The organism is Nocardia sp. NPDC059154 (assembly GCF_042755705.1).
Classification (GTDB): domain Bacteria; phylum Actinomycetota; class Actinomycetes; order Mycobacteriales; family Mycobacteriaceae; genus Nocardia.
On record NZ_JBHZCS010000116.1, the window covers coordinates 1 to 20,095 of the forward strand.

Genomic DNA, 20,095 nt, shown 5'->3' on the forward strand with positions numbered 1-20,095 from the left:
GACGACATTGACCAAACGTGAACGCCAAGTGGCGGACCTGGTCGCCGACGGGCTCACCAACAAGCAGATAGCATCCCGGCTGGTGATCTCCCAGCACACCGCAGACGGCCACGTCGAGCACATCCTGACCAAGCTCGGGTTCACCTCTCGCGCCCAGATCGCGGCGTGGATCGTGGACGCGGCCCGGCACGAGAGCTGATCGCGTGCCCGCTGCTGAGGCGCACCGGGTTCACCAGACCAACAAGACGCGCTGCATTCGGCTAGTTGGAGACTGGTGTCAGGATCGGGTCCCGGCCAGGATTTGATCCAGGTGCCCGGCGGGCCCACTGATGTCGATTGGGCCGCGCCGCTGTACTCGATTGGAGCGCCGCGCGGTGTGACGACTCATAGTGCGTTCGCTGGCGGGTGCCGTTGCCTCTTCGGACCCCGCCAGTCGCAGATCTCAGGATGTGTTGTGCAGAAGGCTGATCGGGTCCGCCGAGCACGATCAGTCGACCAAGCCACTCATTCATTTGGGCCTCGCTGCCCTCACCGCTCTGAATGCGCGCAACTAGTTCGATGAGCTCTCGCGAGCGAGCCCAGACCGTATCTCATGTCGTTGCGATTCGTTTGTCGCGTGTCGGATTCTGTTGCGCGGCATGATGTCCGACCCTGGTCGATGAGTTGTCGTGCCGGCTGGTGCCGGACGAGTTGTGGGCGCTGGCAGAGCTGCTGTTGCCGAAGTTCACCGCACGCAAGCAGGGTGGCGGCGCCGCGCCGACCGACCAGCGGGCGGTGTTCACCACCGTGGTGTATGTGCCGACCAGCGATTGTGCGTGGTCGCTGCTGCCACCGTCGTTCGGTGTGACCGTTCCGACGGCGCATCGCCGGTCTTGGCCTTGCTGATGGCGACAGGCGGGTGGGACGGCGGGACTGGCCATTCCTCTCAGGACCCGAACCAGCGCCGCCGACGGTCTGCTGCGAACTCTGCCTTCTCCCTGGCGAATTCGACGGACGGTCCGAGGAACGGAGCCGCCGGGGCCGGGCCGGACAGGAAGTCCGCTTCCACCTTCCCGACGAGGCCGCCGCCGAACTCGATGTGGCATGTGCCCTGTCCCAGGTACCTGCCCCCGCGCGGGCCGTCGTGCAGGCCGACGATGATGTCCGCCGCGACGGTCCGTGCCGCCGTCTCGGCGAACACCCCCGCTCGGGTCACCGGGGCGTCCGCGCAGTCGCCCAGCGCGTACACCCCCGGGTATGGGGTCGCAAGGGTGGCCGCGTCGACATGGATCCAGCCGTCCACCCCGCCCTCTGTCAGTCCGGAGGCCTGCACGACATCCGGAACCCGGTGGCGGGGGACCGGCGCGGTCTGCGATTCGGGGATCGCCGCAGCTCCGAGTTCGAGTTCACTGACATGAATTTCGGTGCGGTCTATCCGGTCGAGGTGTACCGCCCCGGAGCGGACGAGTTCGCTGACGCCCTCGAGCATCGAAGCCGAGTGCTCTTGGAGAGACAGGCGTGTTCGCCTTCGTTTCCGGTTGCTCAGGTGAAATCAGTTGGCGGGCTTGCCGAACCAGCGGGAGAGGTGGTCGTTCAGGTCCTGCTGGCGCTCGCCGATCCAGGCGACGTGGCCGTCGGGTCGGAGCAGGATGGCCGGAACATCCAGTGCCGCAGTGGGATCCGCGATGAGGTCGACTGGGTCCGACCAGCCCTCGACGGTCAGACGTTCGGTGCGGTCGAGTACCAGGCCGCAGCCTCGATGTTGCGGAACCTGATCCTTCGGAACCCGGTCACATGCAGATCCGAGGCCTGATCCACGGTCGTGCCGGGACTGGCTACCAATGCCACCGCCTGCGGTCGAGACAGGGCCGCTGTTTCGTTCAAGAAGGACCGAACCAGGCATTGGAGCAGCTGCGACCACGCCAGCCGCGGCACTCATAACCCAGTGACGTGGTCGTAGCGGTGGCTATCGTGAGCGATATGGATTCACCCGCAGAGCCCGACCACCTGCAGATTGCGGTGGCTGCCCTTGCGGCGATCCGGGCCGCGGAGCCCGCGGGTGAGCATCAGGCGTTCGGAATCGACTACGGCGCAAAGTATCCCAAAACCGTGGCGAAGATCGTCGACGACGCCGACGTGTTGCTGGAGTTCTACAAATACCCGGCCGAGCACTGAATCCACCTGCGCACCAACAACCCTGCTCGAACGGTCCCGCGACATCACCCCGCCGCCGTCAACCGGCGCGGCCGAGACCACCCGAATGGAGGTCGCCTGAAACATACCTATCCACAGGTTTTGACAATTCCTCACGTGTCATCACGTTGCAGGCGCGCTCAATACGCCTTCCCCCCGGTTTGTGGTACCAATCACTTTCAATCAAGAAAAGCGATCTTGTATTCCGCTGACGCCTGTCGGTATTTGTTGATCATCACACATTTACCCGTAATTCTGTGCGCGCTGTTGCTATTGCCGAAGAAATTACGTCAGCACGATGTTTGGGTCCAGTCACAAAGGCGTCGTTGGGGCCGGTTTCCAACGGAGCTGCGGAGGTTCGCGTTGCTGTCATCAGATCCCGATTGTCCCCCCGGCCACCGGATGGTTCCGGATGGTCAACCTTGGACTGTGCGCGCACGGGGTGGCGGCATGTCGCTCTACGCCGGCGCCAACCATGCGGTGCTGATCGCGGTGGCCGACCCCGACCAGTCGGGCGAACAGGCCGCGCTCACGCACTTGGATGTCCTGGTCGGGCAGGTCCGCACCGCCCACGTCGCGGTCGATGCCGAGGTGTTCGTCGTGCGGCTGGTGCCCGGCGAATGGTGGACCGATCTCATCGACCCGGACAACCCCGGCGGGCAAGTGGCCGGCACACCGCGATGGCAGCACCCCGGAACCTGCCGCCCCACACCGCATTTCGACGTCACCGCCGAACCCGTCACCGGAAAGGCCCGCACCGCATGATCGCCACACAGCTCAACGCAGTTGTCGGCCAATGGCTCACGCCGGTCGTGATCTTCGCTGTCGCCTTCCTGGTCATGCTCATCATCGTGTTCTCGGCCGAACGCACCAACCCGCCGCGGCCGCGGCCCGAACCGTCGCCGAACACTGGCGGGGATGTGCCATTCGAGCAGGTCCGCGCATTGGAGACCGAGTAGCGGGGTGCTGTGTCAGGCGCGGGTGCCGGGCGGGCGGCGGCGCACGCGGCGGTAGGCCTGGCGCAGCGTGTCCACGGAAATGCCGAGTACCGCAACGAGTTTGGCCGCGTTGACATCATTGAGGGGAACCTCGCCTCGCTCGATGCCCTGCACGGTGGAGGTAGGAATTCCCGCGGCCTTGGCGAGGTCGGACTGGCCCAGGCCGCGCACGCTACGGAAGTAGCTGGGGAAGCGGGCCCCGGCCGGCATCACGTTCTGCTACCGAGGCCGACGCGGTGGTCAACCCATGACCACCGACTGCGCCGAACGATGGTTCCGCAGACACCGGATTCCCGCACTCACCGCCCGAACAGCCTCGCTGCGACAACTGGTCCTTCAAAACCCCTTGATTACCCGTAACGGTTTCCGTGCACACTTGCCGAGTTGACGGAGTGGATCCTGCCCGGAGACATCACCGCGGGGTTCAGGATTCGGACTGCTCGGCGGCCCATGTGGCAATCTGTGCGCGCGAGGTGAATCCGAGTTTGGTGAGGATATGTTCTACGTGTCCCTCGGCGGTGCGCTGCGAAATCACCAGCCGGGCGGCGATTGCCTTGTTGGTCATGCCTCGTGCAACGAGAGCGGCGACCTGGCGCTCACGCTTGGTCAGATGTCCTCCTGAGCGAGTGGCCGGCTCGATGGGGTCGGTGTGATCGCCGAGCGCGAATCCGACCGCGGCATCGAAACTCATCGCGGCGCCTTTGTCGCGGGCCGCCTCGAAGGCTCCCGCCCCGAGCGTCGTGCGGCTGTGCCGGTCGCATTCCTCACGGTAGATAAGCAAATCCCGAAACATGAACGCGGAACCGCCTGCCACGCGACCCAGCGAATCGGCGGCACCCATCAGGACAGCGGCACGCCGGGCATGGCGCTGCTCGCCCGCGACCCAGGCCAGCGTCTCCAAACAGCCCGCGATGACGACCGGATCCGCTACCAGCCGGGCCGTTCGAATCCCCTCCCGCAGCAGGTACGTGGCGCGCTCGGGTTCATCCTTTCGCCACAGGACAAATCCTGCTGCCCATGACAACCACGAACGAACCATCGTCTCGCCGGCGGATTCGGCGATGGCGAGCCCCTTGTCGAGGCACGTGAGGGCCTGGGCGCTTTCCCCCTGCAGTGCGTAAGCCCATCCGAGCGAAAAATGGGCCGCCAGATGTTCCAGTCCGACGTTCCCTGATGCCTCGTAGGCGTCGATGGCCTCGGCGAGGCGGGTACTTGTTCGCGCCAGATCATTGTCACCGCCGGCAAGACACGTGTTTGCCTCGGCGTGAGCGAACAGGGCTCCGATCAGCGGCTCGGCAGTTTGCTCGGCCAGAGTCCGGAGTTGTGTCATTGTGTCGGTGGCGGCGGGTAGGTCGCCCTGTATCGCGGCCATCGCATTGGCTACGTACAGTGCCTTGGACCGCTCGACGGTCGTGGCACCGGTCGTGAGTTCGAGTGCGCGAACGCACCAGCGGCGTCCCTCGCTGAGCCGTCCCCGCAGCGTCCAGAACATGTAGAGGGCGGTGGTGATCCGCAACGCGCTGTCGGTCGGTTCGGTCAGGGCGAATCCCAGTGCCTCGCGCAGGTTGGGTACTTCCCGCTCCAGCCGGGCGACCCATTGCACCTGGCGTGGACCGACCCACTCCGCCGCCGCCTGGGTCGCCAGCCGCTCGCACCAATCCCGGTGCCGCCGAGCCAATTCCGGATATTCGCCGCTGTCCTCGGCTTTTTCCTTGCCGTATGCCTGGACGGTTTCGAGCATTCGGAAGCGGATAGTGCCGTCGGTTTCGCCGCGGATCAGGATCGACTTGTCGAGCAGCGCGGACATCGCATCGAGCAGTTCCGGCTCAGTCAGGTCGGTGCCGCATACCTGTTCGGCGGCGTCGAGTTCGAAACCGCCGGCGAAGACCGACAGCTGGGTCCACAGTCGCTGCTCGATGGGCGTGCACAGGTCGTAGCTCCAGCCGATGGACCACCGCAGGGTTTGCTGCCGCTTCGGGGCGTCACGCCTGCCGCGGGTCAGCAGGGTGTAGCGGTCATCGAGGCGGGTCAGGATCTGCTCGGGCGACATCGTCCGTAATCGGGCCGCGGACAGCTCGATCGCCAGCGGTAGGCCGTCGAGCCGGGCGCAGATCCGGGTGATGGTGAGCCGGTTGTCGTCGGTCATCTCGAAGCCCGGCACGACCGCGGCGGCGCGTTCGGTGAACAGGGTCACCGCGTCGTAGCGTGCCGCCGCTCGCAGTGTCGGCTCGTCCGTCGCATCGGGGATCGCCAAGGGGGGCACCGGGTACACCGCTTCGCCGCCCAGGCCCAGTGCCGCCCGGCTGGTGGCCAGAATTCGCAGGTGCGGGCAGGTCCGCAGCAGCGAGTCGGCCAGCTTCGTGACCGCATCGATCACCTGCTCGCAGTTGTCGAGCACCAGCAGCAGCTCGCGCGTGGACAACAGCTCGGTGAGGACCTCGAGTATGGGCCGGGCACTCTGGTTCCGCAGGCCGAGGGAGGTGGCCACGACGTCGACCAGCAATGTCTCATCTCGCAGACCACCCAGCTCGACCAGCCATGCGCCGTCGGCGAAATCGTCGTTCACCTCATGGGCGACGCGCAGTGCGAGCCGGGTCTTGCCGACTCCGCCGATCCCGGTCAGTGTCACCAGGCGTGACGCCGCCAGCAGGCTCTCGACGCCGGCCACCTGGATCCGCCGACCGACGAGGCTGGTCAGCTCGAGAGACAGGTTCCCCTCACCGTTCCCCACTGCGGCCGTCGACCTCACGGCCGATGCCTGGTCGGCTCCGGGTTCGGTTCGCAGTGCCATCTCGTCGACCGGGAAACCGTGATTGCGTTCCACCTGTCGCAGTCGCTCGCCCAGTTCCGCACCGGTGGGACGTTGCTGCGGGTCGCGCGACATCGCCGCCTCGATCACCATGGACACGTCGTCGGGTATGCCGCTGTTGCGCAGGTCGGGGACCGGTTGCTGGGTGATCCGCCGGAATTGCGCGACCACTTGCTCACCGCTGCGGCGTTCGAAGGCCGCATGACCGGTCAGGGCACAGAACAGGGTGGCTCCCAGCCCGTACACATCCGAGGCCGGACTCGGGGCGTCGCCTGCGAGGACCTCCGGCGCGATGAACGCGGGCGAGCCGGTGACAGTGCCGGATTCGGTATGGAATCCACCGGGGATGTGGGCTATCCCGAAGTCGGTCAACGCGGGTTCGCCGTAGTCGGTGAGCAGAATGTTTCCCGGTTTGATGTCGCGGTGCAGCACGTCGGCCCGGTGCACTGCTTCCAGCGCACCGGCGATCTTCACTCCTAGGTGCAGCACGTCCGGCAGCGGCACCGGGCCGTCGCGGCGGATGCGGGCGTCGAGGGAGCCGTGCGTGTAGTACGGCATCGCCAGGTAGAGGAGTCCGCTCGTGGTCTCGCCTACCTCGAGCACATCGACGATGTTGGGGTGTCCGGTCAGTGTTCCCATCGCGCGTTGCTCGCGGAAGAAACGCTCCCGATTCTCGTCGAGCCCGGCGGTAAGGACCTTCACCGCGACCGTGCGGTCCACGGCGCGCTGGGTACACCGATACACCTGGCCGAACCCGCCCCGCCCGATCTCCGCCGCATCGTCGAAACCAGCGGCGTTCAACTCCGTGATGACATCACTGCCGACATCACGCTGTGTCCGGAACGCATCGCTCTCAACCATCGGCTACTCACGTCCCAACCTCAGCGGGCCATGGGAGTATATCCCCGCCGTCCTGTCCGGAGTACCCGACATGCTCGCTGCCCTGCTGCTTGGTGCCTGCTTCCAGCGCGCCTTCCTGATCGAGTTCGAGGGCGAGCATCTCGCAGACCAGCCCGCTGATGAGTTCGCCCGCGCTCTGGTCGACAGCCTGCTGCCGGAGTGAACGGCCTCTGGATCGAGATTGTCTCGACCCGAACCGGGATTCTGAGATTCAGGCCCCTGCTTCGGCTGATTGGTGGACGATTTCCGCCAGTTGTGTTCCGGGGCAGGAGGGTTCGGGTTGGCGAGTGGAGCGCTGCCCTCGGTGATGACCTGGCACCTCGCTGCCGCCGATGACGGAACCGAGGTGACCGTCACCGCCACGGACGTGCCATCCGGTATCGATCAAGCAGACTATGAGGCCGGGATCGCCTCCTCGCTGGCCGATCTGGCGGCGTACGTCGAAGCGGACGACGGCGACGCCGGGTGCGTCGGCTCTGCTGTGGCTACCGGTGGAGCTGCCACGGAAGGCAGCGATGCGGGGGTGACTGCGGGCATGCTCGGGATGGTCGACACGTGCCCGGACGCGAACTTCAAGCCCTACGTCCCCGACGTGGTCCCGTCCCCGTTCACGTTCAGCCCAGGGCCGTTCTGACCTGTTGAGTTGGGGGCGAGGGCTGGGCCTCGGACCAGCGAAGACCCGAGGCCCAGCCTTCCGGCCCACTGATGACCACCCGTTGATGAACGGGATTCCGAACACCGGCTCCCCGGTGTGCAGTCGCTCAGGGCGAGCCGGGTTCGCGTTCGTCGGATCATCGTTTGCGAACACGAGCGAAGACCTGGACTATCGCGGTGGTCGAACGAATCCGTCCGGCCGGCCTCGCAATGGCTGGAGCATTTCGACGGGCCGCGCGACAAGGAAGCCGCGTGCAAGGTGGCTCGCGAGGTGGCGCACGAGATCGATATCCCGCGCATGTTGTACAGCACCGAGGTCCGGATGAAGGCCAGGCGTCGACCGACGCCGAACGAGAAGCCGGACTACCCGAACTCGCCGATCTACAGGTCGCGTCCAGGCATTGAACCTCGGCGGGGTCAAGATGGATGGGTTGGTGTCCTCAGGATCAGCTCGTCGCGGGCGGTCAAGACGAATCGGCCCTGGAACCAGTCGGTTCCAGGGCCGATCATTTGCCGCTGCGATCCGCTATCGGTTAGGGCTTCGCAACCGGCGGCTGGGCCGGGTCGGTGCAGTAATTGCCCGGCGTGGTGCAGGGCGAGAGGATGGTGCTGAAGTACTGGTAGGCCGACCACAGGAGAATCGGGCCGCCGACGAATGCGGCACCGGCGAGCGACGAGGCCGTGCCGACCAGCGCGACACCCGCGATGCACCCGATCACGGCGCCCGGCAGGATGCCGGTGAACAGGGTCGTGACGGCGGTGGTCACCGAACCGACGATGGCCCCGGCGACGCAGCCCAGGCCACCACCCACGATGGCTCCCAAGACGGTGCCGGTCAGGCTGGCGAGCGTGGTGCGTGAACCGAATGCCGACAGTTCCTGCTGATCACGCGGCGTGAAGGACTCGGCGATGTCCTTCGGGTTCGCCTGATCGATGGGTGTGCCGGATGCGATCGCCTGCGGGGTGATCGGGTCCGTCACCGGAGTGCCGTGCACGGTGTCCGGCGTGAGTCGCAGTGTGTCACCGGTGATCTCGGCGGTGATCGGGAACGAGCTGGCGTCCTTGCGGTAGGCCAGCGGCAGCGAGTCGACCGTCTTGCCCTGACCGTCGGTGATGACGACCCGACCATCGACGGCACTGAAATGACCGTCCGTGGACTTGACGACAAGCGAATCGCCGTCCCGGTCGAGGGTGTAGTGGATTCCGTTGATGTCCACCGGCTGTGTCACCGGGGCCGGCTGCGGCACCGCCGCCGGGTCTGCACTCGCGGGAGCGGATGCGATGCCCACGGCACCGATCGCGATCGCCGCGAATGCGGTGATGTTCCTCATCTGAGTCCTCTTTTCCTCATGTAAACCGATACCGCAGCAGGTCAATCGACAGATACGCGGTGCGCACTCACCGTGCGTGATTCGGCAAGCTGTAACGTAATTTCAACTCTGGGCAATTGCAATTCCAGACGACAAAGTTCTCCTGAACTTCCTGTGGGTCTGCCCGAATTTGCTTTGATTGCAATAATTTGCTGTGAGTGCATGCTGCTGGAGCGCATTCTGCGAAATTTCATTGAATGCAAGTTTCAATCAAGTGGAATCGTGTTCAGTGATTCAAAAATGTGCGCCGACCTGCTGTTTTGGCACTTGTTGGATGCGGGAACAATGTGCAGAGCTCAGGCGGCACTTTATAGTGTCGCTGGTAGTGGGCTTGTTTGGCCCGGCGCTGTTGACGGCGTTGCTAGATTCGCCACCGCCGGATCTGGTCGAGCGGCGCAGTGTGGTGATCAGGTGCGCTGGCAGGCGTCGGACTTCTCCCCGACATAATTAGCGACGAAGATCGGCTGATCAGAGAACAAGCGGATATTGCGGTGGCTTCGGGCGACTGGTTGCTTCAGTGGGTCAGTGCGATGTTGTGGCGTGACCGCCCGCCGCCGACAGCCGTCCGCAGCATGAAGCCGGCGACACACGCCACGCACCCGACCGCGCGGTGCGGATGTCGGCCGGCCGAAAGTTGTTGTACCTCAGGACGTGATCGGCCGGGTGAGGTCGTAGATCGTGCTGCTGCCGACGGTGGTCGCGGTGTAGTGAGCCTTGACCCAGGCCGTGATCTCGGCCGCGCCGCCCGAATCGCCGCCGGGTCCGCCCATTCCGCCGCTGACGATGAAGTAATGGATCTGCCCGCTCGCGACGTACTGCTGGAACTGGACGAGAGTGGGGGAGTTGTCGCCCCCGCTCCAGCCGCCGATCGCCATCACCGATGTGCCGGTGGACAATTCGATTCCCGCGGCGGATTGCGACCCTACGGTCGCGGCGGACCAACGGTTGCCCGCGCCAGTCAGGAGGGTTTTCAGGTCGGCGTTGCCCGAGCCCATCGAGTCGCCGGGGCCGCTTTCTGGTTGGGTGGTCGAGTTGTCGTCCGCCGTCGTATCAACGGGACCGTTCTGCCCGGGATTTCCCGATGGCATAGCCGGGCCGCCCGGGCCACCCATGTCGTGGCCGGTGTTCGGGCCGGAGGTGGGGATTGAGCCACCGTGTGGGGTGAGCGCGGTCTCGATGGTGTAGGCGGCCGGGCCCGCGAGTCCGAACAGCAGGCCCGCGATCGCGACGGCAGCGGTGAGTCTGCCGAGTTGGTGCGCCCCGACCATGACGACTGCGGCGATCAGGATCGATCCGATCACGATGATCCATCGCAGAGCCGGGAACCAGCCGGGTGTGCGGTCGAGCAGGATGAAGGTCCAGATACCGGTCGTGGCGGCCATGACGCCGAGTGAGGCTCGGGCCGCACGGAATTCGCGTCCGCGCCATAGTTCGCGCACGGAGATTCCGATCAGCGCGGCGATCGCGGGCGCGAGGGCCACCGTATAGTAGGGGTGCATCGTCCCCTGCATGTAGCTGAACACCAGCCCGGTCACCAGCAGCCAACCGCCCCACAGTAGGAGACCGGCACGGGTACGCCCGGTGCGGGGGGTGCGTCGCGTGAACCACAACCCCGCGGCGAGCCCGATCAACGCGGCAGGCAACAACCACGAGACCTCGGTACCCATGGAATCGCCGAACAGGCGCGTGATTCCGGTGCTTCCACCGAACCCGCCGCCCCCACCCCCGCCCCCGCCGGCATTGCCCGCGCCGCCGAGCACGCGGCCGAGCCCGTTGTAACCCAACGCCAATTCGAGCAGGGTGTTGTCGGTGGAGCCGCCGATGAACGGACGCGCTGTGGCGGGCCACAGGCTGACGAGTGCCACGAACCAGCCACCCGAAATAGTCAGCGCCGCAACGGCACCCGTCAGTTTGACGATCCGATGCCGCAGGGAGATGGGCGCCGCGAGCAGGAACACCAGCCCGAAGGCCGGGAGTACGAGGAACGCCTGCATCATCTTCGTCAGGAAGCCGAATCCTACGGCGACACCGGCTAGGGCCAGCCATCGCCCGCTGCCGGTCTCGGTCGCGCGCACCGCGCAGTATGCCGCCGCCACCAGCAGTAGCACGAGCAATGCGTCCGGGTTGTTGAATCGGAACATCAGCGCGGCAACGGGTGTTGCCGCGAGGGCCGTACCGGCCAGCAGTCCAGCCGCCGGACCGCTCCACCGACGCACCGACGCGTACACCAGTCCGACCGACGCGACACCCATCAGCGCCTGCGGCAGCAGCATGGAAAATGAACTGAAGCCCAGCAGTCGTCCCGACAGGCCCATCACCCACAGCGAGGCGGGCGGTTTGTCGACGGTGATGGCGTTGCCCGCGTCCAGCGAACCGAACAGTAACGCCTTCCAACTCTGCGTTCCAGCCTGGACTGCGGCGGCGTAGAACTCGTTGGCCCAACTGGATTCGCTCAATCCCCACAGATACAGGACCGCGGTGCTCAACAGTAGTACGAGCAGCCCGGGCCGAGCCCAACGAGGCTGATCGACTGCGCCGCACAGTGATCCGGTCCAGCGGGAGTAGCGGGCACGGCGATGGGCATCGTATGGCGCGTCTACCGCGATTTCGGCGTCGGCGAGGCTAGCGCGAGTCATGCCATCGATGTTCACGATGCGTTGTCGGCCCACGATTGGTGGTGGCTTTGAGTTCGCTGTGTCCGTGGTCGACAGCATGTGCTGTCGAGTCGGAGGGCCAACGGGCACAGCTGGCGCACAGCGGAGGCACACGGCGCACCCATAATCGGTCACAACGATCGAGCAATGACCACGACCTTGTCGATGCGTCCACAGCGAGCAGGAGACGAGGCCCTGCTTTCGATGAAACCTCGCCGCCTTCCCACCCATCATCGCCTGTCAGTCGGTCTGCTGCTGAGCGGTACCGCGGTGCTCTATCTGTGGAATCTCGGTGCCAGCGGCTGGGCGAACGAGTTCTACGCCGCCGCGGTCCAGGCTGGGACACAGAGTTGGAAGGCGATGTTCTTCGGTTCGCTGGACGCGGGCAACGCCATCACCGTCGACAAAACGCCTGCCGCACTGTGGGTGATGGATGTTTCGGCGCGACTGTTCGGATTCAATTCCTGGAGCATGCTGGCACCGCAGGCGTTGGAAGGTGTGGCCGCGGTGGCTGTGCTCTATGCGGCGGTGCGCCGGACCAGCGGACACCACGCCGGAATGCTCGCCGGAGCCGTGCTGGCCCTGACGCCGGTGGCGGCGCTGATATTCCGGTTCAACAACCCGGACGCGTTGCTGGTGCTGCTGCTCACCGCGGGCTCGTACTGCGTACTGCGCGCCCTGGAGGAGACCAGCAGCGGCTGGTGGCTTCCGCTGGCGGGTGTGGCCGTGGGATTCGGCTTTCTCGCGAAGATGATGCAAGCGTTCCTGGTATTGCCGGCGTTCTCGCTCGTGTACGTGCTTGCCGCTCACGCGCCATTGCGTACTCGGATGCTGCGCCTGGCCGCTGCTGCGGTCGCGATGATCGTGGCCGGCGGGTGGTACCTGGTCGTTGTCGAATTGTGGTCTGCCTCGGACCGGCCGTACATCGCTGGCTCGCAGCACAACAGTGTGGTCGAACTCGCGTTGGGCTACAACGGATTCGGCCGTTTGACGGGCAACGAGGTCGGCGGGCTCGGCAATCTGAACTTCGACGTCGGCTGGGCGCGCCTGCTCGGATCGGAGATGGGCGGCCAGATCGCATGGATGTTGCCGGCGGCGGTATTTCTCAGCATCGCCGGATTGGTCGTCATCGGGAAGGCACCGCGCACGGATCCTGCGCGTGCTGGACTGCTGCTATGGCTGGGCTGGCTGGTGGTCACGGGAGTGGTCTTCAGTTACGCCAACGGGATTCTGCACGCGTACTACACCGTGGCACTCGCCCCGGCGCTGGGCGGCGCAGTTGGCGTCGGCGCAGCCGAGATGTGGCGACGCCGCGTGGATATTCGCGCGAGAGTGGTGTTGGCGGGCACTCTCGTGGTGACGGTCTTGCTGGCATCTGTGCTGCTCGGCCGCTCCGGCGACTGGCTACCGTGGCTGAGACCGGGTGTCGTCGAGCCCGGGGTCGCGGTCGCCGCGTTGCTACTGTGCGTGAACTGGCTACGGTCGGCGGCCGCGGCGGTCACCGCTTTGTTCGCGCTGACCATCGGACTTGCGGCGCCCGGGGCGTATGCGTTGACGACCGCGTCGAGCACGCATACGGGTGCGGTGCCGTCCGCGGGTCCCGCAGCAGGTCCTGGAGCGGGTCCTCCTCAGAGTGGTCCAGGTGGAATGCCCAGTGGCACCGGCAATCCCATAGATGGGCCGGTTGGCGGACCGATGGGCGGTCTGCTCGGAGGAGCGAAACCCGGCGCCAATCTGATTGCGGCGCTGAGTGGTAACGCGGCAGACTACAGGTGGGTCGCCGCCGTGGTGGGCTCCAACAACGCCGGCGCATACCAACTCGCGACCCGTGCGCCGGTCATGGCGGTCGGCGGGTTCAATGGCACCGACCCGGCGCCGACGCTCAGCGATTTCCGGAACGATGTGGCGCACCACAAGATCCACTACTTCATCGGCGGCGACACCATCGGCGCCGGGCGAGTGGCATCCAGCGGCGGCAGTTGATCCGCAGCCGACATCGCTTCCTGGGTGGCCGCCACCTTCCGACCTCGGACGATCGACGGCGTCACCATCTACGACCTCAGTGACTAGGAAACCCGAGTGTGTTGTGTTCGTCGGGACATGGCGGATTCTCGTTTTCGAAAAGAGCAATCGACACGCATATGTCGCGCAGAACTGGTGCACAGCGCGGACCCACCTTTCCGGCCCAGAGTGTGGTCGGTGCCTCCATCGCATCCGAAAATTCGACATGAGGAAGGACATCCGTCAATGAACGACCCTCGCCGAACTCTGGAGAAGCAGACCCCCGAACAAGCTTGGGGCGCACCGCAATCGCGGGCGCATGCATCCTGGACATCAGCGAAATCGCTTGCTGCCGTGGGAATTTCCATCGTTATGGCCGTGGCCGGCGGCGGCATCGTCTTCGCGGCTTCCCACTACTCGAACGTCGGCGGTGGGCCCGGTGGACCCGGCGGTCCCGGTGGGCCGGGGATGGGGATGAACGGTAACGCAGGGCCTGGCGGCGCAATGAGCCCAGGAGGATTCGACTCCCCGCTGCACGGCGAATTTGTCGTCTCCAATGGGAGCGGCGGCTACACCACCGAGGTCACCCAAACCGGGGTCGTAACGGCTACTTCGGATACGTCCATTACCGCCGCGAGCGCCGATGACTTCACCCAGACATACATCATCGGCTCCACCACCAGCGGTGCGTCGACCTTCAAGGTCGGTGACACCGTGACGATTCGGGCTGCCAAGAGCGACGGCACCGTCACCGCCCTCGCGGTCATGTCGGGTAAGAGGACTCCGTCGGGCGCACCTGGCGGATCGGTCGGCCCCGGCGGTGGGGCACCGGGCCAGGCCGAGCCCGGCCTGTCCGGAAATTGACCCTAATGGCAAGTGCCGACCTGGGCCCGTGTTCACAGCTGGCACATAGCATCTGTACAGCTATCGCAGAGCGGCGTCGCTGAGACTGGCATGATGTCTACGGTGATCAGCGGTTACGGTCCAGTGGAGCGGGTTGTCATGCGCCGTGTCGACGGCAGTCCCATCACGGTGCTCGTGGTGGACGACGAGCCGCCGCTCGCGGAACTCGTATCGCTCGCGTTGCGCTATGAGGGCTGGGAGGTCATGACCGCCGGGGACGGGCGTACCGCGGTGACGAAGGCACGAAGCACACGACCGGACGTAGTGGTGCTGGATCTGATGTTGCCGGATATGACCGGTCTCGAGTTGTTGCGCAAACTCCGCCAGCAGGACCCGCGCCTGCCCGTGTTGCTGCTGACGGCAAAGGACTCGGTGGAGGACCGGATCGCCGGGCTGACCGCGGGTGGGGACGACTATGTAACCAAGCCGTTCAGTATCGAGGAGGTCGTCCTGCGGCTACGCTCGCTCCTGCGTCGCGCCGGTGTGGCCAGCGAGGACAGCAGCTCCGAGGTCGTCGTCGGTGATTTGGTGCTGGACGAGGACAGTCATGAAGTCACCCGGGCAGGGGAACAGATCGTGCTGACATCCACCGAGTTCGAATTGCTGCGATTCTTCATGCGCAATCCGAAGAGAGTGCTGAGCAAGGCACAGATTCTGGACCGCGTGTGGAGCTACGACTTCGGCGGTCGGTCCAATATCGTCGAGCTCTACGTGTCGTATCTGCGCAAGAAGATCGACAGTGGGCGGAAGCCGATGATCCATACCCTGCGTGGCGCGGGATATGTCCTCAAGCCCGCGAACTGATGTCGTATCCGCGGGCCGGCGGCGCTGGTCGCTGCGGGCCAGACTGCTCGTCGGGCAGATGGTGCTGTTGGTCGTGGTGGTCTCTGTTGTCGGGATCGCGACAGGGCTCGCATTGCAACAATTCCTCGTGCACCAGGTGGACACCGGCCTGATCGATCTCGAAAATCGTGCGGTTGGTGAACTAGGCGGTGGCCCTGCTCACAGCCCGCCTTCGGATGACCGCCTCCCGCCCGACCCACCACAACCTTCCGGCGAGAACGCCGGCCCCGGACCCGCTTTCCTGAACCGACCCGGCATCCAGCCGGGCACCATCGGTGCGCTCGTCGCGGCGGACAAAACCGTTTCAGCAGGCCGGATCGGTGCCGACGGCACTCAGTCCGCGTTGTCGGAGACAGCGCAGCGTCGGATCGGTGAGTTGACAGTAGGACAGCCCACCACGCTGAATCTCGATGGAGCGGGGCGCTATCGCGTGATTGCCGCGGCAACATGGTCGGGGCAGACCGTGGTGACCGCGATGCCGCTGGCCGCAGTGGACGCGATCATGGTGAGAATGCTGCTGATTCTGCTCATCGCCACCGCCGTCGTATTGGCGGTGGCGACCACGCTCGGAATCTGGTTGATCGGGCGGGCTCTCGCACCGCTACATCGGGTCGCAATCACCGCTGAACGGGTTGCGGATCTGCAATTGGATCGCGGGGAAGTGGAACTGCCCGTGCGGGTTCCGGCCGTGGACGCCGATCCCCGCACCGAAGTCGGCAAACTCGGAGCGGCGATCAATAGGATGCTCGACCATATCGTCGATGCGCTCTCGGCGCGCCATGCCAGCGAGACCCGGGTCCGGCAGTTTCTCGCCGACGCCAGCCACGAGTTGCGCACACCACTGAGCGCCATCCGCGGCTATGCCGAACTGGCCCAACGCATCCGAGCCGAAGTACCCGATGTCATCGCCAACGCGATGAGTCGGGTGGACTCCGAGTCCAAGCGAATGACCACGCTGCTGGAAGACATGCTGTTGCTCGCCCGTCTGGACGACGGACGTGCGCTCGAAACCGCACCGGTCGACTTGGTCCAACTCACCGTCGACGCGATCAGTGATGCGCACATCGCGGGACCGACCCTGAATTGGGAACTGGATCTACCTGACGAACCCGTAATTGTGGTCGGCGACGCGGCACGATTGCATCAGGTGCTGTCCAATATTCTCACCAATGCGCGCATTCATACGGGCAAGGGCACCACGGTCATCGTCAGTCTGGCAGTGGACGACGATGGTGGCGCGGTGTGGCGCGTAACAGACGACGGGCCTGGCATTCCCGCTGAACTGCAGGGGGAAATCTTCGAACGTTTCGTGCGCGGCGATTCGTCGCGCTCTCGCCGCGCGGGCAGTACCGGTCTCGGCTTGGCGATCGTCGCGGCGGTCGTCAAGGCACACGATGGCGAGATCACCGTGGACAGCGTGCCGGGGCGCACTGTATTCCATGTCCACCTCCCGGGTGCACCGAGCTGAGAAGTCCGGCATGACCCGCGTACTCGTCGCTGCTGTGATCGGGTCGCCGACTCCGCCGTAATGGGAGCTTATGAGCCATCCCGGTATTGCAGCCGAGGTTGAACGCCGCAACCACTGATGTCTGGGAGGCCGAGCGTACCTAGCTGATTCTTAGCTCATCCATATTCGTGGCATAGCGATGCCTTCTTCAATTAGGGCCGCGATCAGAACGCGATGTGCGAATCACGGTCAGAGAGAAGGTACTTCATTGTTCTCCACCTTGGGGACTGCCCCCGTCCAGTCCTGGTGGGCCGGTCGAGTGGCCGCGCGGATCGCATTCGCTGGTGCACTGGCCGCGCTTCCGCTTGCGGCAGTTACCGTAACCGCCTCCGCTGATGTCGATCGTGCGGACGGCAAGCTAGCCGAGGTCGGTGCCTCCGCTGCTGACCCTGTCGGCGTGCCTCACCAGCGCCCAGATCTGCCGCCGATGCCGGAGCCACTGTTGTCGTTGTATCTGGTGCTGTATGCCGGTTCCTCAACCGGTTCCGCAGGCGTCTGAGGGCTTGCACCGGCCCGGTTGCGTACTGGACCGGTCCCAACCTCTGTGGCGATGCTCGTTCTCGGCACCACAATGATGAAAGACCTTCTCCCACAGGGGAACTGCTGGTTCATTCCCTCGCTCTCGGCGAGCGCGGCGGGACTCACAGCTGGGTCATAGCTGGTGCATAGCTGGTTCCGATGCTCGCGGTCGAGTATGTCGCGGTGCTGACACCACCCCTGCACACCCGCCAGAAAGGCCAGCCAGTGCGCACTGTAGGTCATGTATCCGAGCCGGAGAGCTGAATTGTGGTATCCGGCGCGGTGGTCGCTTCGGTCGCGGCTGCTGGCAGGGCAGGTGTTGTTGCTCGTGGCAGTGGTTGTCGGCATCGCGGCCGCGAGTGAGGTCGCGCTACGACAGTTCCTGATTCAGCAACTCGATCGTCAGATGATCGATCTTCAAGATCGCTCACTGATGGATGTCGGTGGTGGACCGAGGCTCGGGCCGCGGCCATCGGAGCCACCCACGTCGGCGGTGGCCACCGAACCGGAATCGGTCCCGCCGTCACATGAACTCGAGCCGGTTGCACCGACGAATGCGCCGACGCTCGATCCTGAACCGACCCCGTCCGGGCCCGATGCGATGAGACCGCAACAGCAGTTGGATCAGTACGGGCCGGTGGGAGGAAAGCAGCGAGACGAGCAACCGCAGGGACCCAACGATTCAAATTCCGATCCCAACGGCCCCGCCGCGCCGCGTGGCCCTGGAACACAACCGCGGTCGGGAAAGCCTGGTCCATCCCGAGGCGGTGGCGAGGTATCGACCCACCCGGCGCAGGTGAGCGATGTTCCGTCTACTCCGCCGGTGAAGAGCAGCTCCGGTCCGGCCCCCGCGTTCCTCGATCGGGGTGGTATTCAATCTGGCACGGTGGGTGCGGTTTTCGAGTTGGGTACGCCGCTCGCGGCGGGCCTTATCGGCACTGACGGTACCCAGAACCGGTTGTCCGCGAAAGCCGAACAACAGCTCGCGGCGGTGCCGGCCGATGGCAAGCCGACGACGGTGACCCTGGAGGGTGCCGGTCGATATCGGGTGATGGCAGATCCCACGTGGGATGGCACCATCGTCGTCACGGGTCTGCCGATGTCGGGAGTCGACGCGATCCTCCTGCGGGGCCTGCTGATCTCGGTGATCGTCACCATCGTTGCCCTCACCGTCGCGATCACGGTCGGAGTATGGCTGATTCGGCGTGCCCTGACTCCGTTGGAGCGGGTCTCGGCGACCGCAGCCCGGGTCGCGGGTCTGACGCTGGACCGCGGCGAAGTTGAACTGCCCGTACGGGTTCCGTCCGTCGATTCCTGTCGGGGGACCGAGGTGGGTCAGCTCGGTGCTGCGGTCAACCGCATGCTCGATCACATCACGGACGCGCTGTCGGCGCGGCACGCCAGCGAGACCCGGGCACGGCAATTCCTCGCCGACGCGAGCCATGAACTGCGGACCCCGTTGGCCGCGATTCGCGGATATGCCGAACTCGCACAACGCAGTTCGTGTGACGTGCCAGTGCAGGTCGCCGACGCCATGGATCGAGTGGACGCCGCCGCACGTCGCATGTCCGACCTGGTTGAGGACATGCTGTTGCTCGCGCGACTGGATGCCGGTCGGCCCTTGGATTGCGAACCAGTCGATCTTTCGCAACTCACTGTGGACGCCATCAGCGATGCTCATGTCGCGGGCCCTGACCACCACTGGGATCTCGACCTACCAGACGAGCCCGTGGTTGTCGCGGGCGATAGCCTCCGGCTGCATCAGGTCCTGGCCAACCTGTTGACGAACGCTCGCGTTCATACTCCGGCGGGAACCACCGTTACCGTGTCGCTCGAGCTCGACACCCATTCTGGCGTGACCTGGCGGGTCAGCGATGACGGCCCGGGTATCTCGGAGGAATTGCAGCCGGAAGTCTTTCAGCGTTTCGCGCGCGGTGATTCGTCGCGGTCTCGGCACGCAGGTGGGACGGGCCTCGGCTTGGCCATTGTTGCTGCTGTGGTCAAGGCACACAGCGGCGAGATCACTGTGGACAGCGTTCCAGGCCGTACCGAGTTCGCGGTCCGCTTGCCGGACAAACCTTCCGACTGAGGTAGCGTCGGTCCCCTCCGCACCGCTCCGGTCGCGGAGGGGATTCGGGGTCGTCAGCGGCGCTCGATAGCTTCCGCTTCATCACAGTGTGGAACTGCGTCCGCTGCAATGAATTTGGCTATTATTGCGGCATGCCGGCGAGCAGCAATACTGTCTCTGTCGGCCAGCCATGAGACAGTCAGAGTGCCGAGCGCTGTCGTGAGATGGTGCGCGATGCGCTCTGTAGGCTCTGACCAGCGGGTGTCGGTGGACCCGGCGATGTACGTGAGACAATCAGTGGTGATGTTGCGATACGAGATCCACGTGGACCGCGTTGTGTTCGCCATTATTTCCAACACCGCCAGTTGGCGGTACGGCTCGGCTTCGAGCATGGTCAGGTATCGCTCGATGGCTGCTGTGAGAAGTCCTTCGACACCTGTCTTTTCGCTAGCACTACTGATCGCGACTCGGACGGCATAGTGCTGTTCACTCGAGATGTGCTCTACAACAGCATCAATCAATTCCTTCCGTGAGCGAAAGACGCTCAAAAGTGCGCCGGGAGGCATCCCAGCCTTGGATGCGATCGCGCGTGTACTGGCTTGGCCTAGTACTCCAGCCGGACTTCGTGATCATGGTGTGAGTCGGGATCGTCGCTGGTAGTGGCTGTGGCGGGCGCGGTATTGGTGTCGACGTCGCC

At 65.1% G+C, this 20,095-nt stretch carries 14 protein-coding genes and 5 pseudogenes; 12 read left to right on the forward strand and 7 right to left on the reverse strand.

Translation table 11 applies throughout. The features are described from left to right. Both ACFXN1_RS48630 and ACFXN1_RS48635 read left to right on the forward strand, forming a co-directional pair. The coding region (locus tag ACFXN1_RS48630) for a response regulator transcription factor (RefSeq protein ID WP_379446369.1) at window positions 1-199 on the forward strand (199 nt) is incomplete at its 5' end. Between the two features lie 452 nt (window positions 200-651). Further along, window positions 652-870, forward strand: a pseudogene (locus tag ACFXN1_RS48635) (transposase); the annotation flags it as partial. Window positions 871-925: 55 nt separating this feature from the next. Here ACFXN1_RS48635 and ACFXN1_RS48640 read toward each other — a convergent pair. Both ACFXN1_RS48640 and ACFXN1_RS48645 read right to left on the reverse strand, forming a co-directional pair. Beyond that, complete coding sequence (locus ACFXN1_RS48640) at window positions 926-1,468, reverse strand: hypothetical protein (protein ID WP_379446370.1); 543 nt, start codon at window positions 1,466-1,468, stop codon at window positions 926-928. 63 nt (window positions 1,469-1,531) lie between these two features. Further along, window positions 1,532-1,741, reverse strand: a pseudogene (locus ACFXN1_RS48645) (monooxygenase); the annotation flags it as partial. 254 nt (window positions 1,742-1,995) lie between these two features. Between ACFXN1_RS48645 and ACFXN1_RS48650 the strand changes: the two are divergent. From ACFXN1_RS48650 to ACFXN1_RS48660, 3 genes and pseudogenes are all read left to right on the forward strand, one after another. Then, a pseudogene (locus ACFXN1_RS48650) lies at window positions 1,996-2,151 on the forward strand (IS256 family transposase); the annotation flags it as partial. A gap of 471 nt (window positions 2,152-2,622) precedes the next feature. Continuing rightward, window positions 2,623-2,937, forward strand: coding sequence for a hypothetical protein (locus ACFXN1_RS48655; protein ID WP_379446371.1), 315 nt, complete (start codon window positions 2,623-2,625; stop codon window positions 2,935-2,937). Then, entirely contained in the window at window positions 2,934-3,131 is a 198-nt protein-coding gene (locus tag ACFXN1_RS48660; RefSeq protein WP_379446373.1) for a hypothetical protein, read from the forward strand. Before ACFXN1_RS48655 ends, ACFXN1_RS48660 begins: the two co-directional genes overlap by 4 nt. A gap of 12 nt (window positions 3,132-3,143) precedes the next feature. Here ACFXN1_RS48660 and ACFXN1_RS48665 read toward each other — a convergent pair whose 3' ends face one another. Then, entirely contained in the window at window positions 3,144-3,380 is a 237-nt protein-coding gene (locus tag ACFXN1_RS48665) for a helix-turn-helix domain-containing protein (protein WP_379446374.1), read from the reverse strand. Between the two features lie 214 nt (window positions 3,381-3,594). Next, a complete protein-coding gene (locus ACFXN1_RS48670) occupies window positions 3,595-6,840 on the reverse strand; it encodes a protein kinase (protein WP_379446375.1) in 3,246 nt (1,081 codons plus the stop codon). A 70-nt stretch (window positions 6,841-6,910) separates the two neighbouring features. Here ACFXN1_RS48670 and ACFXN1_RS48675 point away from each other — a divergent pair, with 70 nt between their 5' ends. Both ACFXN1_RS48675 and ACFXN1_RS48680 read left to right on the forward strand, forming a co-directional pair. Then, complete coding sequence (locus tag ACFXN1_RS48675; RefSeq protein ID WP_379446377.1) at window positions 6,911-7,042, forward strand: hypothetical protein; 132 nt, start codon at window positions 6,911-6,913, stop codon at window positions 7,040-7,042. Window positions 7,043-7,159: 117 nt separating this feature from the next. Then, a complete protein-coding gene (locus ACFXN1_RS48680) occupies window positions 7,160-7,513 on the forward strand; it encodes an SRPBCC domain-containing protein (RefSeq protein WP_379446378.1) in 354 nt (117 codons plus the stop codon). A gap of 553 nt (window positions 7,514-8,066) precedes the next feature. On the opposite strand, the gene ACFXN1_RS48685 is transcribed toward ACFXN1_RS48680, so the two are convergent. Both ACFXN1_RS48685 and ACFXN1_RS48690 read right to left on the reverse strand, forming a co-directional pair. Beyond that, window positions 8,067-8,864, reverse strand: coding sequence for a hypothetical protein (locus ACFXN1_RS48685; RefSeq protein ID WP_379446006.1), 798 nt, complete (start codon window positions 8,862-8,864; stop codon window positions 8,067-8,069). Window positions 8,865-9,547: 683 nt separating this feature from the next. Continuing rightward, a complete protein-coding gene (locus ACFXN1_RS48690) occupies window positions 9,548-11,539 on the reverse strand; it encodes an ArnT family glycosyltransferase (RefSeq protein ID WP_379446005.1) in 1,992 nt (663 codons plus the stop codon). A 222-nt stretch (window positions 11,540-11,761) separates the two neighbouring features. Here ACFXN1_RS48690 and ACFXN1_RS48695 point away from each other — a divergent pair. From ACFXN1_RS48695 to ACFXN1_RS48715, 5 genes and pseudogenes are all read left to right on the forward strand, one after another. Continuing rightward, window positions 11,762-13,627, forward strand: a pseudogene (locus ACFXN1_RS48695) (ArnT family glycosyltransferase). Window positions 13,628-13,912: 285 nt separating this feature from the next. Next, window positions 13,913-14,422 carry a hypothetical protein gene (locus ACFXN1_RS48700; RefSeq protein WP_379446004.1) on the forward strand — a complete coding sequence of 170 codons (510 nt, stop codon included), beginning with the start codon at window positions 13,913-13,915 and terminating at the stop codon, window positions 14,420-14,422. Window positions 14,423-14,560: 138 nt separating this feature from the next. Next, entirely contained in the window at window positions 14,561-15,265 is a 705-nt protein-coding gene (locus ACFXN1_RS48705) for a response regulator transcription factor (RefSeq protein ID WP_379446007.1), read from the forward strand. Further along, on the forward strand, window positions 15,243-16,772 hold the full coding sequence (locus ACFXN1_RS48710; RefSeq protein WP_379446003.1) for a sensor histidine kinase: 1,530 nt from the start codon (window positions 15,243-15,245) through the stop codon (window positions 16,770-16,772). Before ACFXN1_RS48705 ends, ACFXN1_RS48710 begins: the two co-directional genes overlap by 23 nt. Window positions 16,773-18,168: 1,396 nt before the next feature. After that, window positions 18,169-19,419 (forward strand): annotated as a pseudogene (locus ACFXN1_RS48715) (sensor histidine kinase); the annotation flags it as partial. A 53-nt stretch (window positions 19,420-19,472) separates the two neighbouring features. Here ACFXN1_RS48715 and ACFXN1_RS48720 read toward each other — a convergent pair. Beyond that, window positions 19,473-19,919 (reverse strand): hypothetical protein, encoded by a 447-nt coding sequence (locus tag ACFXN1_RS48720; RefSeq protein ID WP_379446001.1) that lies wholly within the window; start codon window positions 19,917-19,919, stop codon window positions 19,473-19,475. Window positions 19,920-20,095 lie beyond the last annotated feature (176 nt).